At 68.0% G+C, this 18,497-nt stretch carries 18 protein-coding genes and 2 tRNA genes; 15 read left to right on the top strand and 5 right to left on the bottom strand.

The features are described from left to right. The 3 genes from ABDW31_RS10935 to ABDW31_RS10945 all read right to left on the bottom strand — a co-directional run bounded on the left by ABDW31_RS10935 (position 1) and on the right by ABDW31_RS10945 (position 2,063). A complete protein-coding gene (locus tag ABDW31_RS10935) occupies positions 1 to 1,764 on the bottom strand; it encodes a DUF885 family protein (RefSeq protein WP_343698733.1) in 1,764 nt (587 codons plus the stop codon). 100 nt (positions 1,765 to 1,864) lie between these two features. Next, a tRNA-Gly gene (locus ABDW31_RS10940) sits at positions 1,865 to 1,939 on the bottom strand. A 49-nt stretch (positions 1,940 to 1,988) separates the two neighbouring features. Beyond that, positions 1,989 to 2,063 (bottom strand) — tRNA-Gly (locus ABDW31_RS10945). 147 nt (positions 2,064 to 2,210) lie between these two features. Between ABDW31_RS10945 and ABDW31_RS10950 the strand changes: the two genes are divergently transcribed. Then, positions 2,211 to 3,071 (top strand): SDR family oxidoreductase, encoded by an 861-nt coding sequence (locus tag ABDW31_RS10950; RefSeq protein ID WP_343698819.1) that lies wholly within the window; start codon positions 2,211 to 2,213, stop codon positions 3,069 to 3,071. 3 nt (positions 3,072 to 3,074) lie between these two features. Here ABDW31_RS10950 and ABDW31_RS10955 read toward each other — a convergent pair whose 3' ends face one another. After that, the gene (locus ABDW31_RS10955; protein WP_343698734.1) at positions 3,075 to 3,947 is read right to left on the bottom strand and encodes an alpha/beta hydrolase; all 873 of its coding nucleotides are present in this window, start codon (positions 3,945 to 3,947) and stop codon (positions 3,075 to 3,077) included. 56 nt (positions 3,948 to 4,003) lie between these two features. On the opposite strand from ABDW31_RS10955, the gene ABDW31_RS10960 reads away from it, so the two are divergent. After that, positions 4,004 to 5,221, top strand: coding sequence for a glycosyltransferase family 4 protein (locus ABDW31_RS10960; RefSeq protein ID WP_343698735.1), 1,218 nt, complete (start codon positions 4,004 to 4,006; stop codon positions 5,219 to 5,221). Further along, complete coding sequence (locus ABDW31_RS10965) at positions 5,218 to 6,189, top strand: glycosyltransferase family 9 protein (protein WP_343698736.1); 972 nt, start codon at positions 5,218 to 5,220, stop codon at positions 6,187 to 6,189. Before ABDW31_RS10960 ends, ABDW31_RS10965 begins: the two co-directional genes overlap by 4 nt. Before the next feature lies 1 nt (position 6,190). On the opposite strand, the gene ABDW31_RS10970 is transcribed toward ABDW31_RS10965, so the two are convergent. Next, positions 6,191 to 6,790 carry a YitT family protein gene (locus ABDW31_RS10970; RefSeq protein ID WP_343698737.1) on the bottom strand — a complete coding sequence of 200 codons (600 nt, stop codon included), beginning with the start codon at positions 6,788 to 6,790 and terminating at the stop codon, positions 6,191 to 6,193. Between the two features lie 238 nt (positions 6,791 to 7,028). Between ABDW31_RS10970 and infC the strand changes: the two genes are divergently transcribed. From infC to ABDW31_RS11030, 12 genes are all read left to right on the top strand, one after another. Next, positions 7,029 to 7,550, top strand: coding sequence for a translation initiation factor IF-3 (gene infC, locus ABDW31_RS10975; protein ID WP_172263415.1), 522 nt, complete (start codon positions 7,029 to 7,031; stop codon positions 7,548 to 7,550). Positions 7,551 to 7,736: 186 nt separating this feature from the next. Continuing rightward, positions 7,737 to 9,641, top strand: coding sequence for a S9 family peptidase (locus ABDW31_RS10980; protein WP_343698820.1), 1,905 nt, complete (start codon positions 7,737 to 7,739; stop codon positions 9,639 to 9,641). 57 nt (positions 9,642 to 9,698) lie between these two features. Next, on the top strand, positions 9,699 to 10,892 hold the full coding sequence (locus ABDW31_RS10985; protein WP_343698738.1) for an MFS transporter: 1,194 nt from the start codon (positions 9,699 to 9,701) through the stop codon (positions 10,890 to 10,892). Positions 10,893 to 11,025: 133 nt separating this feature from the next. Continuing rightward, a complete protein-coding gene (rpmI, locus tag ABDW31_RS10990) occupies positions 11,026 to 11,226 on the top strand; it encodes a 50S ribosomal protein L35 (protein WP_018061454.1) in 201 nt (66 codons plus the stop codon). Between the two features lie 15 nt (positions 11,227 to 11,241). Then, complete coding sequence (rplT, locus tag ABDW31_RS10995; RefSeq protein WP_172263421.1) at positions 11,242 to 11,598, top strand: 50S ribosomal protein L20; 357 nt, start codon at positions 11,242 to 11,244, stop codon at positions 11,596 to 11,598. 143 nt (positions 11,599 to 11,741) lie between these two features. Continuing rightward, entirely contained in the window at positions 11,742 to 12,815 is a 1,074-nt protein-coding gene (pheS, locus tag ABDW31_RS11000; RefSeq protein ID WP_343698739.1) for a phenylalanine--tRNA ligase subunit alpha, read from the top strand. A 10-nt stretch (positions 12,816 to 12,825) separates the two neighbouring features. Further along, positions 12,826 to 15,264 carry a phenylalanine--tRNA ligase subunit beta gene (gene pheT, locus ABDW31_RS11005; RefSeq protein ID WP_343698740.1) on the top strand — a complete coding sequence of 813 codons (2,439 nt, stop codon included), beginning with the start codon at positions 12,826 to 12,828 and terminating at the stop codon, positions 15,262 to 15,264. Between the two features lie 271 nt (positions 15,265 to 15,535). Further along, positions 15,536 to 15,688: a hypothetical protein gene (locus ABDW31_RS11010; RefSeq protein WP_172263880.1), complete on the top strand. Its 153-nt coding sequence runs from the start codon at positions 15,536 to 15,538 to the stop codon at positions 15,686 to 15,688. A gap of 125 nt (positions 15,689 to 15,813) precedes the next feature. Beyond that, positions 15,814 to 16,110 (top strand): hypothetical protein, encoded by a 297-nt coding sequence (locus ABDW31_RS11015; protein WP_184721471.1) that lies wholly within the window; start codon positions 15,814 to 15,816, stop codon positions 16,108 to 16,110. Next, on the top strand, positions 16,095 to 16,382 hold the full coding sequence (locus ABDW31_RS11020; protein ID WP_343698741.1) for a hypothetical protein: 288 nt from the start codon (positions 16,095 to 16,097) through the stop codon (positions 16,380 to 16,382). The genes ABDW31_RS11015 and ABDW31_RS11020 overlap by 16 nt, the downstream gene beginning before the upstream one ends. Positions 16,383 to 16,447: 65 nt before the next feature. Continuing rightward, on the top strand, positions 16,448 to 17,044 hold the full coding sequence (gene msrA, locus ABDW31_RS11025) for a peptide-methionine (S)-S-oxide reductase MsrA (protein WP_343698742.1): 597 nt from the start codon (positions 16,448 to 16,450) through the stop codon (positions 17,042 to 17,044). 66 nt (positions 17,045 to 17,110) lie between these two features. After that, the gene (locus ABDW31_RS11030) at positions 17,111 to 18,496 is read left to right on the top strand and encodes a DUF4139 domain-containing protein (RefSeq protein WP_343698743.1); all 1,386 of its coding nucleotides are present in this window, start codon (positions 17,111 to 17,113) and stop codon (positions 18,494 to 18,496) included. Position 18,497 lies beyond the last annotated feature (1 nt).

The raw sequence follows: 18,497 nt of genomic DNA on the forward strand, positions 1-18,497 counted from the left end.
TCAGCCCTTCTTCTTGGATTGCTGTTCGATCCAGGCGTCGATGCGGGTCTCCAGCACCGACAGCGGCAGCGAGCCCCGTAGCAGCACCGCGTCGTGGAAGCCACGTTCGTCGAACCTGGATCCCAGCTTGGTCTCGGCGCGCTTGCGCAGTTCCAGCAGCTTCAGTTCGCCCATCTTATAGGCCAGGGCCTGGCCCGGCCACGAGACGTAGCGCTTCAGCTCGACCTCGATATTGACCGGCGAGAGGGCGGTGTTGTCGGTGAAGCATGCGCGGGCCTGCTCCAGGCTCCAGCCCTTCCAGTGCATGCCGGTGTCGGCCACTAGGCGGCAGGCGCGCCACATCTCGTAGGACAGCCGGCCGAACAGTTCATAGGGATCGCGATAGATCCCCATCTCCTCGCCCAGCCACTCCGAATAGAGGCCCCAGCCTTCGCCATAGGCGGTAAAGTAGAGGCTCTTGCGGAACTCCGGCACGTCGGCCTGCTCCTGGGCCAGCGAGGTCTGGATGTGGTGGCCCGGCGCGCCCTCGTGCAGCACCAGGGCGGGCAGCTCGTACAGCGGCCGCTGGTCCAGCTGCGAGGTGTTGATCATCAGCCCGCCGGCCCGGCCGACCTTGGGATCGCCGCCGAAGTAGCGCCCCGTCGTGTAGCCCTGCTCGATGCTGGCCGGCACCGGCCGCACGCCATAGGTCAGGCGCGGCAGGACGCCGAAATGGGCCGGCAACTGGTCGTCGGCGCGCTTGGCGATCTCGCTGGACTTCTCCAGCAGCTGCTGGCGGCTGGTGGCGTAGAAGCGCGGATCCTGGCGCAGCATGGCGATGAAGCCGGTCAGGTCCCCCTGGAAGCCGGCGGCCTTCATCCCCCCCTCCATGCGGGCGCGGATGCGAGCGACCTCGGCCTGGCCGATGTCGTGGATCTGGTCGGGCGTCAGGTCGGTGGTCGTGTGCCGACGCGCCAGGAACGCGTAGTACCGCTTGCCGTCCGGCAGGTCGGACGCCGCCAGGCTCTTGGCCGCGTGCTGGACGTACTCGGTCTGCATGAAGGTGACGAAGTCGGCGCGGGCCGGGGCGACCTTTTCGACCACCGCCTTTTCGCCCTCGGCGATCAGGATAGCGCGGTTGGGAACGCCGGCCGGCAGGGCGCGCAGCGGAGCCAGCAGCGGATCCTCGGCCAGCGGCGTCGCCGCCGTGCGCTGGGCGCGCTCCAGCACCGCCTGGGCCGTCGGGACGGCCTGGACGAAGCCGCTGGCGACGCCGCGCCGGGCATTGTCCATATTGACCGCGTACCAGCCGGGCATGCCGCTCAGCAGGGCGATCCAGCGCCTAGCCTCGTCCTCGGTCCGCAGGGTCATGCCGCTGGCGCGATACAGCATCATCACGTCGAAGCCGCCGTCGCTGCTGAACGGCATCCGCGATTCGTCGAAGCTGGCGGCTTCCAGGCGGTCGGCCAAGCTGTACAGCAGCAGATCGCGGGTCAGGCGCTCCTGCTCCGACAGCCCCTTCGCGCCCATGGCCGTCAGCTCGGTCTGGATGGCCTTCAGCTTGGCGGCGCGGTCGGCGTCGGCGGCCGGCGAGACGTCGGGCAAACGCCAGCGCAGGTCGGCCGAACCGCCTGAATCCGGATCCTCGCCCGGATCGCCGAGCGCTTCGTAGCGCAGAACCAGGCCGGTCAGGTTGGTGGAGGGACTTGCCCACCCGGCCGAAGCCGTCAGCGCGACAAGGCCGGCGCCGGCCAGGGCGGCGCGCCAGGATGCGGAGCGAGTCATGACGCCAAGCTTAGGCGAACACCGCGGGCCTCGCGATACGCGAATCGCCCGGTCGTCACCGACCGGCGAAAAGATCCAATTTTCGGAAGAGAACCGAGAATGGAGCGGGCGAAGAGATTCGAACTCTCGACATCAACCTTGGCAAGGTTGCGCTCTACCACTGAGCTACGCCCGCGCTATTCGCGCTATATGTACTCATCCATGCTTCCCGAAAACCGGGAGAATGGAGCGGGCGAAGAGATTCGAACTCTCGACATCAACCTTGGCAAGGTTGCGCTCTACCACTGAGCTACGCCCGCATCGGCGAGGCTCAGAAGAGCGCCCCGCGACGAGGAGGCGGCTTATGGCAGAGCGCTTCGTGCTTTGCAAGCACCGTTGAGGGGTTGCGAAGAGGGAATTTTCAGAGGCTTGATTGGCCGAGGTTTTCCGGGGGCGGAGTTCCAGTGTTGCGTCTGTTCGTGTTCGGTCTGGGCTATGTCGGCGACGCTTTCGCCGAAGCGTTGCGCGCCCGGGGTTGGGAGATCGCCGCCACGGCGCGCGACGCCGTCCAGGCGGAAAAGCTTCGCGCCCAGGGGATCCTGCCCGCCGATCCGGCCGACCGCGACGCCATGGCCGCGGCCCTGACCGGCGTGAACGCGATACTGGTCACCGCCCCGCCCGGCCCTGACGGCTGTCCGGCGCTGGAAGCGATCATTCCCGCGCTCGCCCAAGCCCAGGCCTTCCCCGATTGGATTGGCTATCTGTCGACGACCGGGGTCTATGGCGACTTCGATGGCCGCTGGGTGTTCGAGACCAGCCCGCTCAAGGCCCAGTCGGTCGAGGGCGCGCGCCGGGTCGGCGCCGAGCGCGACTGGCAGGAGGTCGCGCGCGGCATGGGCCTGACCCTGGCCGCCTTCCGCCTGCCCGGCATCTATGGCCCGGGCCGCAGCGCCCTGGACCGCCTGCGCGCCGGCGAAGGCCGCCGCATCGTCAAGGCCGGCCAGGTGTTCAGCCGCATCCATGTCGAGGACATCGTCACCGGCCTGCTGGCCTCGCTGGACCGCCCGCGCGCCAGCGGGGTCTACAATCTGGTCGACGATGAGCCGGCCCCGCCGCAGGACGTGATGGAGCACGCCGCCCGCCTGCTAGGCGTCCCGGTCCCGCCGGACCTGCCCTTCAACGAGCTGGGCCTGTCACCCGCCACCCGCCGCTTTTACGCCGAGAACAAGCGCGTCTCGAACGCCCTGGCCAAGGCCGAACTGGGCTGGCGGCCCAAGTACGCGACCTATCGCGAAGGGCTGGCGGCGATTCTGGCGGCGGGCGGCTGAGACCTACTCGTCGTCGATCAGCGGCGCGCGGGGCGTGATTCCCACCGCCTCCAAGCCTGCCGCGTTGCGCAGTCTGGCCGCCCGGGCCAAGCGGCGCGAGACGAGGTCGCCCTCCTCCGGCTCGGCCAAGGCCTTGGCCTCGTTGACGGCGGCGACCAGGCGTTCGAGGTCCTGGGGGCGTGATAGGCGATGGTCGCCGTCCTTGATCAGGGTGAAGACTACGTCGTCGCTGTTCACGGCGTTGGCCAGCTCCAAGGCGTGGGTCCACGGCACGTCCGGATCCGCGCCGCCCTGCAGCACGCGCACCGGGACGTCGATCGGCACGGGCCCCGGCAAGATCGACCACCGCGCGCCGTCCTCCAGCAGATCGCGGGTGATGGCGTAGCCGCCGTCGTCATACTCGGAGGGGCGGATCCAGAGGCCGTCGCGGGCGATGGCCGCCTTGGCCTCGTCGGAAAGCTCGGGCGCCATTAGCTTTTCGGTGAAGTCGGGCGCCGGCGCGATCAGCACCAGGGCCTTGATGCGGTCGGGCCGGGCGATGGCCGCCAGGCACGCCAGCCACCCGCCCATGGACGAGCCGACCAGCACCAGCGGGCCGTCGGTCAACTCGTCGATGACGGCCAAGGCGTCCTCACGCCAGCGGCTGATGGTTCCGTCCTTGAACTGACCATCCGACTCGCCGTGGCCGAAATAGTCGAAGCGGACATAGCCCCCGCCGGTCGCCTGGGCCTGCTCGGCCAGGACCTGAGCCTTGGTCCCCGTCATGTCGGAATGGAAACCACCCAGCCACACGACCGTTGCACCCTCGCCCTGGACGCGCCGCCAGGCCAGTTTCGAGCCGTCTTCACGCGCAAGGGCGCCCCGGGATTCGGTCATGGCGTCGCCTCGATCCTTTCGCTAACTAAAACCAGAGTTGTTCCGCCGAGAGTCGTGTGCCCGACCTACCCGCCGACTTTACCCTGCTGCAAGTGACCCCCGAGCTTGAAACGGGCGGCGCCGAGCAGACGACGATTGATGTCGCCCACGCCGTGGTCGCGCAAGGCGGCAAGGCCTTGGTCGCCACCAAGGGCGGCCGCATGGCCTCGCGCCTGGAGGCCGACGGCGGCCGGCTGGCGCACATGCCGGCCCAGTCCAAGAACCCGCTGGTGATGCTGGGCAACGCCGCGCGGCTGATCGATCTGATCCGGCGCGAGAAGGTCAGCGTCGTCCACGCCCGCTCGCGCGCTCCGGCCTTCAGCGCCCTGTGGGCCGCCCACGCCACCAAGGTGCCGTTCGTCTGCACCTATCACGGCGTCTACAACGCCAAGTCCAATCTCAAGCGCTGGTACAACGCGGTGATGACCAAGGGCGATCTGGTCATCGCCAACTCCGAGTACACGCGCCAGCACGTCATCAAGGAACACGGCATCGCGCCGGAGAAGGTGGTCGCCATCCCGCGCGGCGTTGATCTGGCGCGCTTCGAGCCCGGCGTTGTCGGCGGCGAGCGGATCGAGGCCCTGCGCAAGGCCTGGGGCGTGGCGCCCGGCGAGCGCCGGCTGAAGGTGCTGCTGGCCGGCCGCCTGACCCGGTGGAAAGGCCAGGGGCTGCTGGTCGAGGCCATGACCCTGCTGAAGGCGCGCGGCGAGGACCGGATCCTGCTGCTGCTGGCCGGCGACGACCAGGGCCGCAAGGGCTATCGCGCCGAACTTGAAGCGGCGATCGCGGCCGGCGGCCTGCAGGACGCCGTCAAGCTGGTCGGCCACTGCGACGACATGCCGGCCGCCTACATGCTGGCCGACCTCGCCATCGCCCCATCGCTGGAGCCGGAAGCGTTCGGGCGCACCGCTGTCGAGCCCCAGGTCATGGGCCGCCCCGTCCTGGCCTCGGACCACGGCGCCACCTGCGAGACCGTCGTGCCCGGCGAGACCGGCTGGCTGGTCAGGGCCGGCAACGCCCAGGCCTGGGCCGACGCGCTGCTGGAGGCCTGCGAGGCCGGGGCCCATCGCCGCCACCTCATGGGTATGGCCGCCCGTTTGCGAGCCCGACGGTTGTATTCGGTGGACGCGATGTGCGAAGCGACCCTCAAGGTTTACGCCCAGATCTTGGGGGCCCATATCCCGGGGCCTCACATCCCGGGGCCAAGCGTAGTGGGTTCGGAGCGTTCGTCTTGAGCAAGGAGATCAAGAAGGTCCTGGTGATCAAGCTGGGCGCTCTAGGCGACTTCGTGCTGGCGCTGGCGGCGATGCGCAAGATCCGCGAGGCCCATCCCAAGGCCAAGATCACCCTGCTGACCACCCCGCCCTTCGAGGCGCTGGCCAAGCTCAGCCCGTACTTCAACACCGTCGAGACCGACGGGCGCACCGCCGATTTCGGCGAGACGCTGGCCATGATCGGCCGGATCCGCAAGGCGCGCTACGACCGGGTCTACGACCTGCAGACCAACAGCCGCACCAACTGGTACTTCCAGCTGCTGCGCCCGTTCGCGCCGCAATGGAGCGGCATCGCCTTCGGCGCCTCGCTGCCGCAGAAGGGCAAGGCCCGCCTGCACATGCACACGCTTGAGCGCCAGGCCGACCAGCTGCGCGCCGCCGGCATCTGGCCTGACGCCCCGACCGAGCCGGGCAGCGCCCCGCCGCCGGACCTGTCGTGGATCCTGCGCAAGCACAAGGAGCCGCGCCCCGTCGCCGGCGCCGCCACGCCCAAGCCCTATGTGCTGTTCGTGCCCGGCGGCTCGGCCCACCGGCTCGAGAAGCGCTGGCCGGTCGAGTACTACGCCCAGCTGGGCACGCTGTTGAAGGCGCGCGGCCTGGACATCGTCATCATCGGCGGTCCGCAGGAAAGCGCTATGGCCCGCCACATCCAGAAGGCTGTGGGCGGCGCCCGCGACCTGACCGGCCGCACCGACTTTGCCCAGCTGGCCGTGCTGGGGGCCAAGGCGGCCCTGGCCGTCGGCAATGACACGGGCCCGACGCACCTGCTGGCCGCCGCCGGCGCGCCGACCATTGCACTGTTCTCCGACGCCTCGGATCCCGAGCTGTGCGGCCCGCGCGGCCACGTGGCGGTGATTCGCTCGCCGGACCTGAAGGCTCTGCCCGTCAGCACCGTCGCCAGCGCGGCGATGGCGCTGCTGCCGCGTTAGGTCAGTACCCCGCGTAGCGTCCCGGCTTGTGGTTGGCGATCAGCACCGCGCTAAGCGCCACCGCGCTGACGACCGATAGCAGAAGCTTGTCGAAGCTGAGCGTGAAGAAGGCCGCGCCGACGATCAGGCAGTCGGTGGCCATCTGCACCTTGCCGGCGCTGATGCCGCGGCGTTCCTGCAGATAGAGCGCCAGCACCCCCACCCCGCCGACGCTGGAGCGGTGCCGGGCCAGGGCCAGGATGCCCATGCCGATGATCGTGCCGCCGAACACGGCCGCGAAGATCGGATCGACGCGCTCGACCTTCAGCCAATAGGGCATCCCCCAGGCCAGGCCCGCCAGCAGCAGGTTGGTGGCCAGGGTCTTGGCGGTGAACAGCCAGCCCAGGGTGCGCTGGGCCAGGATGTAAAACGGCAGGTTCAGCAGGAAGAACACCGTCCCGACCGGCCAGTCGCCCAGGTACGAGATGATCAAAGCGATGCCGGCGATGCCGCCAGTGACAAGGCCGGCGGCCTTCAACAGGGTCAGGCCCACGGCGCAGAAACTCGAGCCGATCAGGAGGGCGTGGACATCCTCGATGGCGGTGTGACGATGGGTGGTCATGAGGTCTTGGCAGGCGTCTTGATGGAGGAAGAACCGTCTCCCGCCCTGTCATTTCCGCCCTGCCGACCGTTCACCGCCGAAAAAACTCGGCCGGCCGGCGCGTCTATTGACCACCCTCGCTTGATAGAGAGCGGTCGGCGCGTCATATATCATTTTCTCGCGGCGCGCCCAGCGCGGCGCGTATGCGTTTATTCATACCCCCTTCAACTGCCCCGGAGCCGCCCCTATTCGCCGTCCTATGCAAACGCCGCCCGTCAAGGACGGGCCGCGTATCAACGAAGACATCCGCGTCCCGCGCGTCCTGCTGATCGACCAACACGGCGAAAAGCAAGGCGAGATGCCGACCGCGTCCGCCATGGAAGCGGCCGAGGAAGCTGGCCTGGACCTGGTTGAAATCGTTCCGAACGCCAATCCTCCCGTCTGCAAGATCCTGGACTACGGCAAGTTCAAGTTCCAGGAGCAGAAGAAGAAGAACGAGGCGCGCAAGCGGCAAAAGGTCGTCGAGCTCAAGGAAATCAAGCTCCGTCCGAACATCGATATCCACGACTATGAAGTGAAGGCGAAAGCCATGACTCGCTTCTTCGAAGAAGGCGACAAGGTCAAGGTGACCCTGCGCTTCCGCGGTCGTGAAATGGCGCACCCGGAACTGGGCATGAAGCTGCTGCTCAAGGTCAAGGCCGACTTCGACGAAGTCGCCAAGGTCGAGTACGAGCCGCGCATGGAAGGCCGTCAGATGATCATGATCCTGGCCCCGCGCTAGGTTCGATCCTCGGGTAGACATCGAAACGCCCCGGCCTCGCGGCCGGGGCGTTTTGTTTTGGCCAGTCCTTTTGTTTTGGCGGCCCCCTCGAACTGGCCGGTCCTCTCGAACGCGCGCCCGACTCCGTCGCACCCTCTGGTAGAGCTTAGACTGAAGTTCGGGGGAGTTTCAGTGATCAAGCGCTTCATGGCCGCCGGCGCGGCCTTTCTGGCCCTGTCGGCGATGCCGGTCCAAGCGGCCGAAAAGCCCAGCCTTGCCGTCTACGGCGCCCTGCCCAACATCGAGACGGTCGAGATTTCGCCGGACGGATCGAAGCTGGCGGTGATCGTCACCAATGGCGAGCAGCGCTTCCTGACCGTGCGCCAGGTCGGCGGCGGCATCCTGGCCGGCGTCGCGGTGGGCGACACCAAGCTGCGCGGCGTCACCTGGGCCGGCGAGGAAAACCTGGTGCTGGTGGTGTCCCAGACCGCCGACGTGGTGGGCCTGCGGGGTCCGGCGCGCGAGTACTACATGGCCTCGACCTACAACTGGAAGGCTCGCAAGCACACCTTCGTGCTGCGCAACCAGGAAAGCGCCATGAACGTGGTCATCGGCCCGCCGATGGTCCGCACGATCGACAACGAGCCGGTCCTGTTCATTGAGGGCGTCTACTTCATGGCCGGCCAGGGCGTGGACACGCTCTACCGCATCAACCTGCGCTCGAACGCAACCCGACGGCTGGACTACGGCGCGGATGTCGACACCGACGGCTGGCTGGTCGACGCGAACGGCGCGCCCGTGGCCCAGTCGCAGTACGACGCCGAGCGCGGCCGCTGGAGCCTGAAGATCAAGCAGGACTCCGGCTGGCGGAAGGTCGACGAGGCCAACACCCCGATGGGTTCGTACGGCATCGCCGGCTTCGGGCGGGACGGAAAAACGGTCCTAGTCTGGCGCACCGACGATCAGAACAATGGCGTCCTGCGCGAGTACGCGCGCGACGGCAAGTCCGTCGACCTGCCCAGCGATCTGGACCTCAGCGGCCTGCTGCACGATCCGGTCGGCCTGCACCTGCTGGGCGGCTACACGCTGAAGGGCGACGACCTCACCTACACCTTCTTCGACGAGAGCAGCCAGAAGGCCTGGAACTCGGTGGTCAAGGCGTTCAAGGGCGAGCGGGTCAGCCTGACATCTTGGTCGGCTGACCGCAAACGCGTGGTCGTCCTGGTCGACTCGCCCGAAGCGGGCCAGGCCTATGCCCTGGTCGATCTCAACACCAAGCAGGCGACTTGGCTGGGCGACGTCTATTCCGGCGTCACGCCCGATGCGATCTCGCCCGTTCGCTCGATCAAGTACAAGGCGGCCGACGGCCTGGAGATCACTGGCTACCTGACCCTGCCCAAGGGTCGCGATCCCAAGAACCTGCCGCTGATCGTGCTGCCGCATGGCGGACCCGAGGGGCGCGATACGCCCGGTTTCGACTGGTGGAGCCAGGCCCTGGCCTCGCGCGGCTACGCCGTGCTGCAACCCAACTTCCGTGGCTCCGAGGGCTTCGGGTGGGACTTCGTCAAGGCCGGCTTCGGCGAGTGGGGCCGCAAGATGCAGACCGACCTGTCGGACGGCGTGCGCGACCTAGCCAAGCAGGGGATCATCGATCCCAAGCGCGTCTGCGTGGTAGGCGCGAGCTACGGCGGCTACGCGGCACTGGCCGGCGCGACGCTGGATCCGGGCGTCTATCGCTGCGCGGTGTCGGTGGCCGGCCTGTCAGACCTGAAGCGGTTCCTGACCACGCCCGGCCGCAGCGCCTCGTCGCAGCGCTACTGGCGGCGCTTCATGGGCGTCGACGGCCTGCGCGATCCCGATCTGGCCGCCCTCTCCCCCGCCCAGCAGGTCGCCAAGACGCAGATCCCGATCCTGCTGATCCACGGCAAGGACGACACCATCGTGCGCTATGACCAGAGCCAGATCATGGCCGACGCCCTCAAGAAGGCGGGCAAGCCGGTCGAGTTCGTCACCCTGCCCAGCGAGGACCACTGGCTGTCGCGCGGCGCCACGCGGTTGAAGATGCTGACCGACACCGTCGCCTTCGTCGAAAAGCACAATCCGCCGAACTGACGCAGCCCGCAAACGCGGTCGCCAAGCGGAGCGTTCGGGCGTAAATCCCGCGTCCTGATGTCCGATCCCGCCCACAGCGCCCGCGCCCTGATCGTCCTACTCCTGGTTGTCTTCATCAACCTGGTGGGCTTCGGCATCGTCATTCCGCTGCTGCCGTTCTACGCGACCGCAATGGACGCCGCCCCGTGGCAGGTGACGACCATGTTCGCCGCCTACAGCCTGGGCCAGTTCTTCGGCGAGCCCTTCTGGGGACGGTTGTCGGACCGCATCGGCCGGCGGCCGGTGCTGATCGTCACGATCACCGCCAACGCCCTGGCCTATGTCGCCCTGGCCTTCGCACCCAACATCTGGATCGCCATGGCCATCCGTCTGGTCGGCGGATTCGGCAGCGGCAACATCTCGACCATCCAGGGCTACATGGCCGACGTCACCCCGCCCGAGAAACGCGCCGGCCGCATGGGCCTGCTGGGAGCAGCGTTTGGGGCCGGCTTCGTGATCGGACCATCGCTGGGCGGCCTGCTGGCCCACCCGGACGCCGGCCTGCTGGGCTTCCAGATCCCCCTCTTCGCCGCTGCCGGCATGGCCGCCCTGGCGACGCTGGGGGTCATGCTGTTCGTGGCCGAGAGCCGCGCACGCTCCGCACCCGGCGCGCCCCAGGCGAGCCGCCGCGAGGCCCTGAACGAGGCCAAGGCCCATCCGATCCTGTCGCGCGTGCTGCTGGCCACCCTGGTTTCGACCGCCGCCTTCGCCGGCATGGAGTCGATCTTCGGCCTGTGGGCCCACGCCCGCTTCGAGTGGGGCCCGCGCCAGGTCGGCCTGTGCTTCGCCGTGATCGGCGTCATCGCCTCCATCGGCCAGGGCTTCCTGACCGGACGCCTGGCCCGCCGGTTCGGTGAAGGCCGGGTGCTGTCCGCGGGCCTGTCGATCATCGCCGTCAGCCTGTTCCTGACCCCGTTCGCGCCCAATGCGATTCTCGCCACCGCCGCCGTCGGCTGCACCGCCTTCGGCCAGTCGCTGGTGTTCCCGTGCGTGGCCGCCCTGATGTCGCGCGCCAGCCCGCCCGACCGTCAGGGCCAGATGCTGGGCCTGAACATGGCCGCCGGCTCTCTGGCCCGCATCGGCGGCCCCCTGCTGGCGGGCCCGCTGTTCGGCCTGGCGACGGGCGGACCGTTCTGGGTCGGCGCGGCCCTGATGATCCCGGCCGTCGGCCTGGCGATGGTCATCGTGCAACGGACGAAGGCGGCGGCCTAAGCCGCTGCCCCAGACCCTTGCGTTGGCCGAGTCTTTCCTGTAGCAACGCCGACTTTCCGGAACCGCCTGGCCATTGGCATGCCATGGCGGTTCGTCATGCTTCCAGAGGACGGGGCGCAAGCTCCGACGCGAAATGCCTAAGTTGAAGACGAAGTCTGGCGCCAAAAAGCGCTTCAAGATCACGGCCACGGGTAAGCTGAAAGCCGGCGTCGCCGGCAAGCGCCACCGTCTGATCGGCCACAACGGCAAGTACATCCGCCAAAACCGCGGAACGAAGGTGATGAGCGAGGCTGACGCCAAGACCATCCGTTCGTACCTGCCCTACGGCCTTTAAGAGGAGCGCTGACACATGGCTCGCGTTAAACGTGGCGTCGTTGCTCACGCCAAGCACAAGAAGGTTCTTGAACAGGCGAAAGGCTTCTACGGCCGCCGCAAGAACACCATCCGCACCGCCAAGGCCGCCGTCGATAAGGCCGGTCAATACGCCTACCGTGACCGCAAGGTGCGCAAGCGCGCCTTCCGTTCGCTGTGGATCCAGCGCATCAACGCTGGCGCCCGCCTGGAAGGCTTCACCTACTCGCAGTTTATCCACGGCCTGGACGTGGCGGGTATCGAAATGGACCGTAAGGTCCTGGCCGATATCGCGGGTAACGACCCGGCTGCGTTCAAGGCGATCGCCGACAAGGTTCGCGCCGCCCTGGCCTAAGGACATCTGGACTTTCTGAAGTCCATTCGATCCTGAAAAGCCCTCCGGTGCGAACCGGAGGGCTTTTTGCTGCGCGAAACGTTCCCTCCCCTGCCTTCGCAGGGTTCCGAAACGTCCTGAAACCGCCTAGACGGATGCCCGTCATGACCGATCTCAACTCCCTCGAATCCGACGTCCTGGCCCAGGTGGCCGTTGCGGCGGACCTCTCAGCGCTCGACGCCGTCCGCGTGGCGGCCGTCGGCAAGACTGGCTCGATCTCGGGCCTGCTCAAGACCCTGGGCGCGATGAGCCCCGAGGAGCGCAAGGACCGCGGCGCGGCCATCAATGCGCTCCGCGACAAGGTCGCGACCGCCATCGCCGAGAAGAAGGCGGCCCTCGAGACCGCCGAGCTCGACGCGCGCCTGGCCAGCGAGACCCTGGACCTGTCCCTGCCCGCCCCGCACCGCCGCAAGGGCAGCGTCCACCCGACCATGCAGACCATGGATGAGGTGATCGCGATCTTCGCCGAGATGGGCTTCGCCGTGGCCGAAGGTCCGGACATCGAGGACGACTTCCACAACTTCACGGCCCTGAACTTCCCCGAGAAGCACCCGGCCCGCGAGATGCACGACACCTTCTTCTTCAATACGAAGGAAACCGGTGAGCGCATGCTGCTGCGCACCCACACCAGCCCCGTGCAGGTGCGGACCATGGTGTCGCAGAAGCCGCCGATCCGCATCATCGCGCCGGGCCGCACCTATCGCGTTGACAACGACGCCACCCACACGCCGGTGTTCCACCAGGTCGAGGGTCTGGTGATCGACAAGGCCATCCACATGGGTCACCTGAAGTGGACCCTAGAGACCTTCCTGGCGCGGTTCTTTGAGACCGACGCGGTCACCACCCAGTTCCGCCCGCATCACTTCCCGTTCACCGAGCCGTCGGCCGAGATGGACGTGCAGTGCGACCGCTCGGGCGGCGAGATCAAGATCGGCCAGGGCACGTCGTGGCTCGAGATCCTGGGCTGCGGCATGGTTCATCCGAACGTGCTGCGCGCCTGCGGCATCGATCCGGACGAGTATCAGGGCTTCGCCTTCGGCATGGGCGTCGATCGCCTGGGCATGCTGAAATACGGCATGCCGGACCTGCGCGACATGTGGTCGTCGGACGTCCGTTGGCTGTCGCACTACGGCTTCAGCGCCTTCGCCGCGCCGAACGCCGCCTCGGGCCTGAGCTGAGACCAGAACGATGAAATTCACCCTCTCCTGGCTCAAGGATCACCTTGAGACCACCGCCACCGTTCCCGAGATCGTCGCGGCCATGACCATGGCCGGGCTCGAGGTCGAGCACGTCACCGATCCGGCGACCAAGCTGGCCCCGTTCACGGTCTGCAAGATCGTGGAGGCCGCGCGTCACCCCAATGCCGACCGTCTCCAGGTCTGCCAGGTCGACACCGTCGACGGCCGCAAGGAGATCGTCTGCGGCGCGCCGAACGCCCGTCCGGGCCTGACCACGATCTACGCCCCGATCGGCGCCTATGTGCCCGGCCTGGACGTGACCCTGGTTGAGAAGCCCGTCCGCGGCGTCGTCTCGAACGGCATGCTCTGCTCGGCCGCCGAGCTGGAATACGCCAGCGAGAGCGACGGCATCATGGAGCTGCCTGACGCCCTGCCGGTCGGCACGAGCGCCGTCGACGCCCTGGGCCTGGAAGCCGTCATCGACTTCGAAGTGACCCCCAACCGCCCCGACTGGCTGGGCGTCGTGGGCATCGCCCGCGACCTGGCCGCCGCCGGTGTGGGCAAGCTGAAGGACGTGTCGATCGCCCCGGTCGCCGGGACCTTCGACAGCCCGATCTCGATCAAGGTGGATGGCGAAGCCTGCCCGGTGTTCGCCGGTCGCTTCATCCGCGGCGTCAAGAACGGCCCCTCGCCCAAGTGGCTGGCCGACCGCCTGACCGCCATCGGCCTGCGCCCGATCAACGCCCTCGTGGACGTCACCAACCTGATCTCGTACGACCGCGCCCGCCCGCTGCACGTCTATGACGCCGCCAAGCTGGTCGGGACCGAGATCTCGACGCGCCTGGGCCGCCATGGCGTCCACGGCGACGAGCACCTGATCGCCCTGGATGGCAAGACCTACGAGCTGACGCCCGAGATGTGCGTCATCGCCGACGCCGAGGGTGAACGCCCGATCGGCCTGGGCGGCGTGATGGGCGGCGAAAGCACCGGTTGCTCGGACGAGACGGTCGACGTCTTCGTCGAAAGTGCCTGGTTCGAGCCGATCCGAATCGCCCAGACGGGCCGCGCCACCGGCATCGCCAGCGACGCCCAGTACCGGTTCGCCCGCACGGTCGACACCGGTTCGGTCGTCCCGGGCATCGAGCTAGCCACCAAGCTGATCCTGGAGCTGTGCGGCGGCGAGCCGTCGAACATCGTCGTGGCCGGCGAGGTGCCGGCCGCGCCCGGCGCGATCCTGTTCGACCCGGCCTATGTCGGCCAGCTGTCGGGCCTGGAGATCGAGCCGCAGCGGTCGTTGCAGATCCTGCGCGACCTGGGCTTCACGATCGACCCGCCCAAGGACGTCTCGGCCGCCGACTTCGTCACCCATGCCGAGAGCCTGGTCTGCGTGACCCCGCCGACCTTCCGCCGCGACGTGGACGGCAAGGCCGACCTCGTGGAAGAAGTCGCCCGCATCGCCGGCTACGGCGCCCTGCCCTCGACGCCGCTGCCGGAAGTGGCCCGCGCCGTCGGTGGCGTGCTGACCGCCAAACAGGCTCGCGCCCGCACGGCCCGCCGCGCCCTGGCCGCCGCCGGTTACGCCGAAGCGGTGACCTTCAGCTTCACCAGCCACAAGACCGCGGCCCTGTTCGGCGGCGGTCAGCCCGAGCTGATGCTGGCCAATCCGATCGCCGCGGAACTGGACTGCATGCGCCCATCGCTGCTGCCCAACCTGATCGAAGCCGCTGGCCGCAATGCCCGTCGCGGCTTCCCCGACGCGGCGCTGTTCGAGGTCGGTCCGACCTTCCACGGCGATCGCCCGAACGACCAGCGCACCGTCGTCGGCGCCATCCTGGCTCCGAAGGCGCCGCGCGGTTGGGACAAGGCCGCGCAAGGCGACCTCTTCACCGTGAAGGCCGACCTGCTGGCCCTGCTCGAAGAGCTGGGCGCGCCGGTGGCGTCGCTGCAGACCGCGCAAGGCTCGGCCTCGTCCTGGTGGCACCCGGGCCGCTCGGCGCGGCTGCAGCTGGGCCCCAAGGCGGTGATGGCCGAGTTCGGCGAGATCCACCCCGCGGTCCTGAAGGCCCTGGACGTGGCCGGCCCCGTCTACGGCTTCGAGATCACCCTGGAGGCGATCCCTGAGCCGAAGAAGAAGGCGGTCAAGACCAAGCCGGCCTTCTCGCCCTCGGTGCTGATGCCGCTGACCCGCGACTTCGCCTTCGTGGTGGAGAAGTCCAAGCCCGCCGGCGACCTGGTCAAGGCCGCCCTTGGCGCCGACAAGGCGCTGATCACCGCCGCGCGCGTGTTCGACGTCTATGAAGGCCCCGGCGTGCCGGACGGCTTCAAGTCGGTCGCCATCGAGGTCGTCGTCCAGCCGCGCGACGCGACGCTCACCGACGCCGAGATCGAGGCCCTGTCGGCCAAGGTCGTCGCGGCGGCCGAAAAGGCCGGCGGCAAGCTGCGGGGTTAATGCTTAAGAGGGGCTGGCGTCCCGCTGGCCCCTCCACCGCCGTTCGGCGGTCACCCTCCCCAGAGGGGGAGGAGAGATCTATCCGCCCCCGGCTGGGGGCGGACAGACCTGCGTCAGCAGGTCAGGTGGGGGCCAGTGCTGAGTTTCCAGGCGCCGCTTGGACAAATCCGCCCCCTCCCGCGACCAATCGCACATCTCGCGGGCAAGACCTTGCGCAAAGCCCAACGCCACGCTACCTGTATTAGGCGCTAACTGGATTCATTACTTCCACATGCAATCGCACTTCGCCTTTACCGCCTTTATCGCGACCGGCCTCACCGCTGGCGTCGCGATGTCGTGCGCGGTGGCGATGTGGAATATGATTAACACCAAGATTAAAACCGTACCTATTCGGACGGGGCAAAATCGGCGCAGGCAGCGGTAGGAACACCTACCCTCCACAAACCGAAGGATCGCAAGATCTCCAAAAGCCCCGCTCCCACGAGCGGGGTTTTTTGTTGTGCGGTTCCTCGGTCCTTCCAGTCTCTCTCATGCACAGGACCAACCTCAATGAGCTACCTGCCCTCACCACCCGCGTTCCACAGTGACCACGAAGGCGTCACGGTTCACCAGCTGCTGCTGGCCGCCCAGGACGCCCCCAGCGCCTTGGACGCTGTCCGCGCCAGCCTGGCCGACAGCGGCGCCGAACTGTGCGGCCTGTCGATGAAGCCGGTCGGCCAGATCGTCGAAGCCTCCCTGCGCGTCCGCCACCTGGGCGACCAGGCCGCTCGCCTGCTGGCCCGCGACCTCGCCGCCTGGCCGGGCGTCAATTCGGCCTCGGTCGAGCATCAGTGGTTTCGCCCGTGAGCGGTCTCGTAGAACCGCTCAAACCGGACGAGGAAAAGCGCCGCCTTTTCCTCGTCACCGCGGAAGACACGCCTGACGCCCTGATGCGGGTGCTGGGCGTGGCTTCGGTCCAGCAGGCCCGCCTGCGCGCCCTGTCCGCCGCTCCCGAGGGTCTGCACATGACCATTAGGCTCGAGATCGACGACCAGGGCGACGACCGCGCCGCCACTCTGGCCTCTCGCCTGGCCGCCTGTCCGGCCGTGCGCGGCGTGGGTTTTGGCTGGCGGGCGTGAATTTGCCCCTGAACATTCCAGGGCGCCTTCCTATCTGAGATCAAGCCCTCCACCGGACCCGTCCCATGCGCCGCCTGATCATCGCCTTCGCCGCCCTGTTCGCCATGCTGGGCGTGAGCTCGGCCCTCGCCGCCACGCCGCCCAAGAAGACCGAGACCGCCATCTTCGCCGGCGGCTGCTTCTGGTGCATGGAGCACGACATGCAGGGCGTACCCGGCGTCATCAAGGTCGAGAGCGGCTACACCGGCGGCCACCTGAAAAACCCCAGCTATCGCGACGTCACCAGCGAAACCTCCGGCCACTATGAGGCCGTGCGCGTCACCTATGACCCGGCCAAGCTGGACTACGGCTTCCTGCTCTTCCGCTACTGGAAGCTGGTCGATCCCACCGACGACGGTGGCCAGTTCTGCGACCGCGGCCCCTCATACCGTCCCGCCGTCTTCGTCACGCCCGCTCAGCGCCCGATCGCCGAGAAGTCCCGCGCCGAGGCCGCCAAGCGCCTGAAGAGCGGTACGATGAAGGCCCCGATCCTGAACGTGCAGACCTTCTGGCCGGCCGAGGAATATCACCGCGACTACGCCAAGCGGAACAAGCTGAACTACTTCGCCTACCGCACTGGCTGCGGCCGCGACGCCAAACTCAAGCAGGTGTGGGGCGGCTAACGGGGCCGCCTCGACTCCGCCCTAATCCCGTGTAGCTTACTCATGTAAATACACGGGGAGACATCGATGAACCGTCGCGCACTGCTGGCCACAGCCGGTCTGTTGCTGATGCCCCTCACCGCCCAGGCGCAAGGCCAGGCCCGCGACGTCTCCGTCACCATCTACAACTCAGATCTGGCCCTGGTCGAAGACGCCCGGCCGCTGGAGCTGAAGTCCGGCCGCCAGACGTTGGAGTTCAAGGACGTCTCGGCCCAGATCCGCCCCGAGACGGTCAGCCTGTCGGCGCCGGGCGTGACGATCCTGGAGCAGAACTTCGACTACGACCTGCTGACCCCCGACAAGCTGATGGAGAAGGCGGTCGGCCAGCAGGTGAAGATCGTCCGCACCAATCCCGGCGACGGCAAGGAGACCACCGAGGTCGCCACCGTGCTGGCCGCCAACCAGGGCGTGGTGCTGAAGATCGGCGACCGCATCGAGGTGCTGCGCGACGACGGCGTCCCGACCCGGGTGATCTTTGACAAGGTTCCCGAGACCCTGCGCGCTCGCCCTACTCTGTCGGTCAGCGTCGACGCCGCCAACGCCGGCTCGCGCCAGGCCAAGCTCAGCTATCTCACCTCGGGCCTGTCCTGGAAGGCCGACTATGTCGCCCTGTTCGACGAGGCCAAGAACGCCCTGGACCTGCAGGGCTGGATCACCCTGTCCAACCAGTCGGGCACCCCGTTCGAGAACGCCCGCACCCAGCTGGTAGCCGGCGACGTCAACCAGCTGAACCAGGCCAATGTCTATCGCCCCAACCGTCGCGGCACGTCAGGCGTGGTCAGCGCCGGAACCGAGAGCGGGACCGGCGAGCGCGTGGCCGACTACTACGTCTACCCCCTGCCCGAGCGCACCACGATCGCGGCCAACCAGAACAAGCAGGTCGGCTTCCTGTCGGCCCAGGGCGTGGCGGCCAAGAAGGTCTACGAGATCCGCGAGGGCGCTTTCTCAAGCCAGGCCGAGCCGGAGAAGGCCTCGGTCGCCATCCAGTTCAGCAATGCGCGCCTGGCGGGCCTGGGCAGCCAGCTGCCAGCCGGGACCATGCGGATCTACATGCGCGACGCGAACGGCGATCCGAAGTTCGTCGGCGAGAACGCCATCGGCCACACGCCCGGCGGCTCGGAGCTGTCGATCAAGACCGGCGACGCCTTCGACGTCTCCAGCCAGGCGACCCTGGTGGCCGAGACCAAGGTCTCGCGCACCCGCTCGCGCTACGAGATGCGCTATCTGCTGCGCAACGCCCGCAATGAGCCGGTGACGGTCGAGCTGCGCCAGGGCGGCCTGTGGCGCGACGGCGAGGTCAAGGCCGAGAGCCTCAAGAGCCGCCGCATCGACGCGCGCACCCTGGGCTGGAGCGTGCCGGTGCCGGCCAACGGCGAGACCACCCTGACCTTCACGGTCGAGACGGGGTGGTGAC

The organism is Caulobacter sp., assembly GCF_039596335.1.
GTDB lineage: Bacteria > Pseudomonadota > Alphaproteobacteria > Caulobacterales > Caulobacteraceae > Caulobacter.

Coding starts and splice junctions, on each gene's coding strand:
- ABDW31_RS10935 (WP_343698733.1), bottom strand. CDS start 1,764: ATGACTCGCTCCGCATCCTGGCGCGCCGCCCTGGCCGGCGCCGGCCTT.
- ABDW31_RS10955 (WP_343698734.1), bottom strand. CDS start 3,947: ATGACCGAATCCCGGGGCGCCCTTGCGCGTGAAGACGGCTCGAAACTG.
- ABDW31_RS10970 (WP_343698737.1), bottom strand. CDS start 6,790: ATGACCACCCATCGTCACACCGCCATCGAGGATGTCCACGCCCTCCTG.
- infC (WP_172263415.1), top strand. CDS start 7,029: ATGCAAACGCCGCCCGTCAAGGACGGGCCGCGTATCAACGAAGACATC.
- ABDW31_RS10980 (WP_343698820.1), top strand. CDS start 7,737: ATGGCCGCCGGCGCGGCCTTTCTGGCCCTGTCGGCGATGCCGGTCCAA.
- ABDW31_RS10985 (WP_343698738.1), top strand. CDS start 9,699: ATGTCCGATCCCGCCCACAGCGCCCGCGCCCTGATCGTCCTACTCCTG.
- rpmI (WP_018061454.1), top strand. CDS start 11,026: ATGCCTAAGTTGAAGACGAAGTCTGGCGCCAAAAAGCGCTTCAAGATC.
- rplT (WP_172263421.1), top strand. CDS start 11,242: ATGGCTCGCGTTAAACGTGGCGTCGTTGCTCACGCCAAGCACAAGAAG.
- pheS (WP_343698739.1), top strand. CDS start 11,742: ATGACCGATCTCAACTCCCTCGAATCCGACGTCCTGGCCCAGGTGGCC.
- pheT (WP_343698740.1), top strand. CDS start 12,826: ATGAAATTCACCCTCTCCTGGCTCAAGGATCACCTTGAGACCACCGCC.
- ABDW31_RS11010 (WP_172263880.1), top strand. CDS start 15,536: ATGCAATCGCACTTCGCCTTTACCGCCTTTATCGCGACCGGCCTCACC.
- ABDW31_RS11015 (WP_184721471.1), top strand. CDS start 15,814: ATGAGCTACCTGCCCTCACCACCCGCGTTCCACAGTGACCACGAAGGC.
- msrA (WP_343698742.1), top strand. CDS start 16,448: ATGCGCCGCCTGATCATCGCCTTCGCCGCCCTGTTCGCCATGCTGGGC.
- ABDW31_RS11030 (WP_343698743.1), top strand. CDS start 17,111: ATGAACCGTCGCGCACTGCTGGCCACAGCCGGTCTGTTGCTGATGCCC.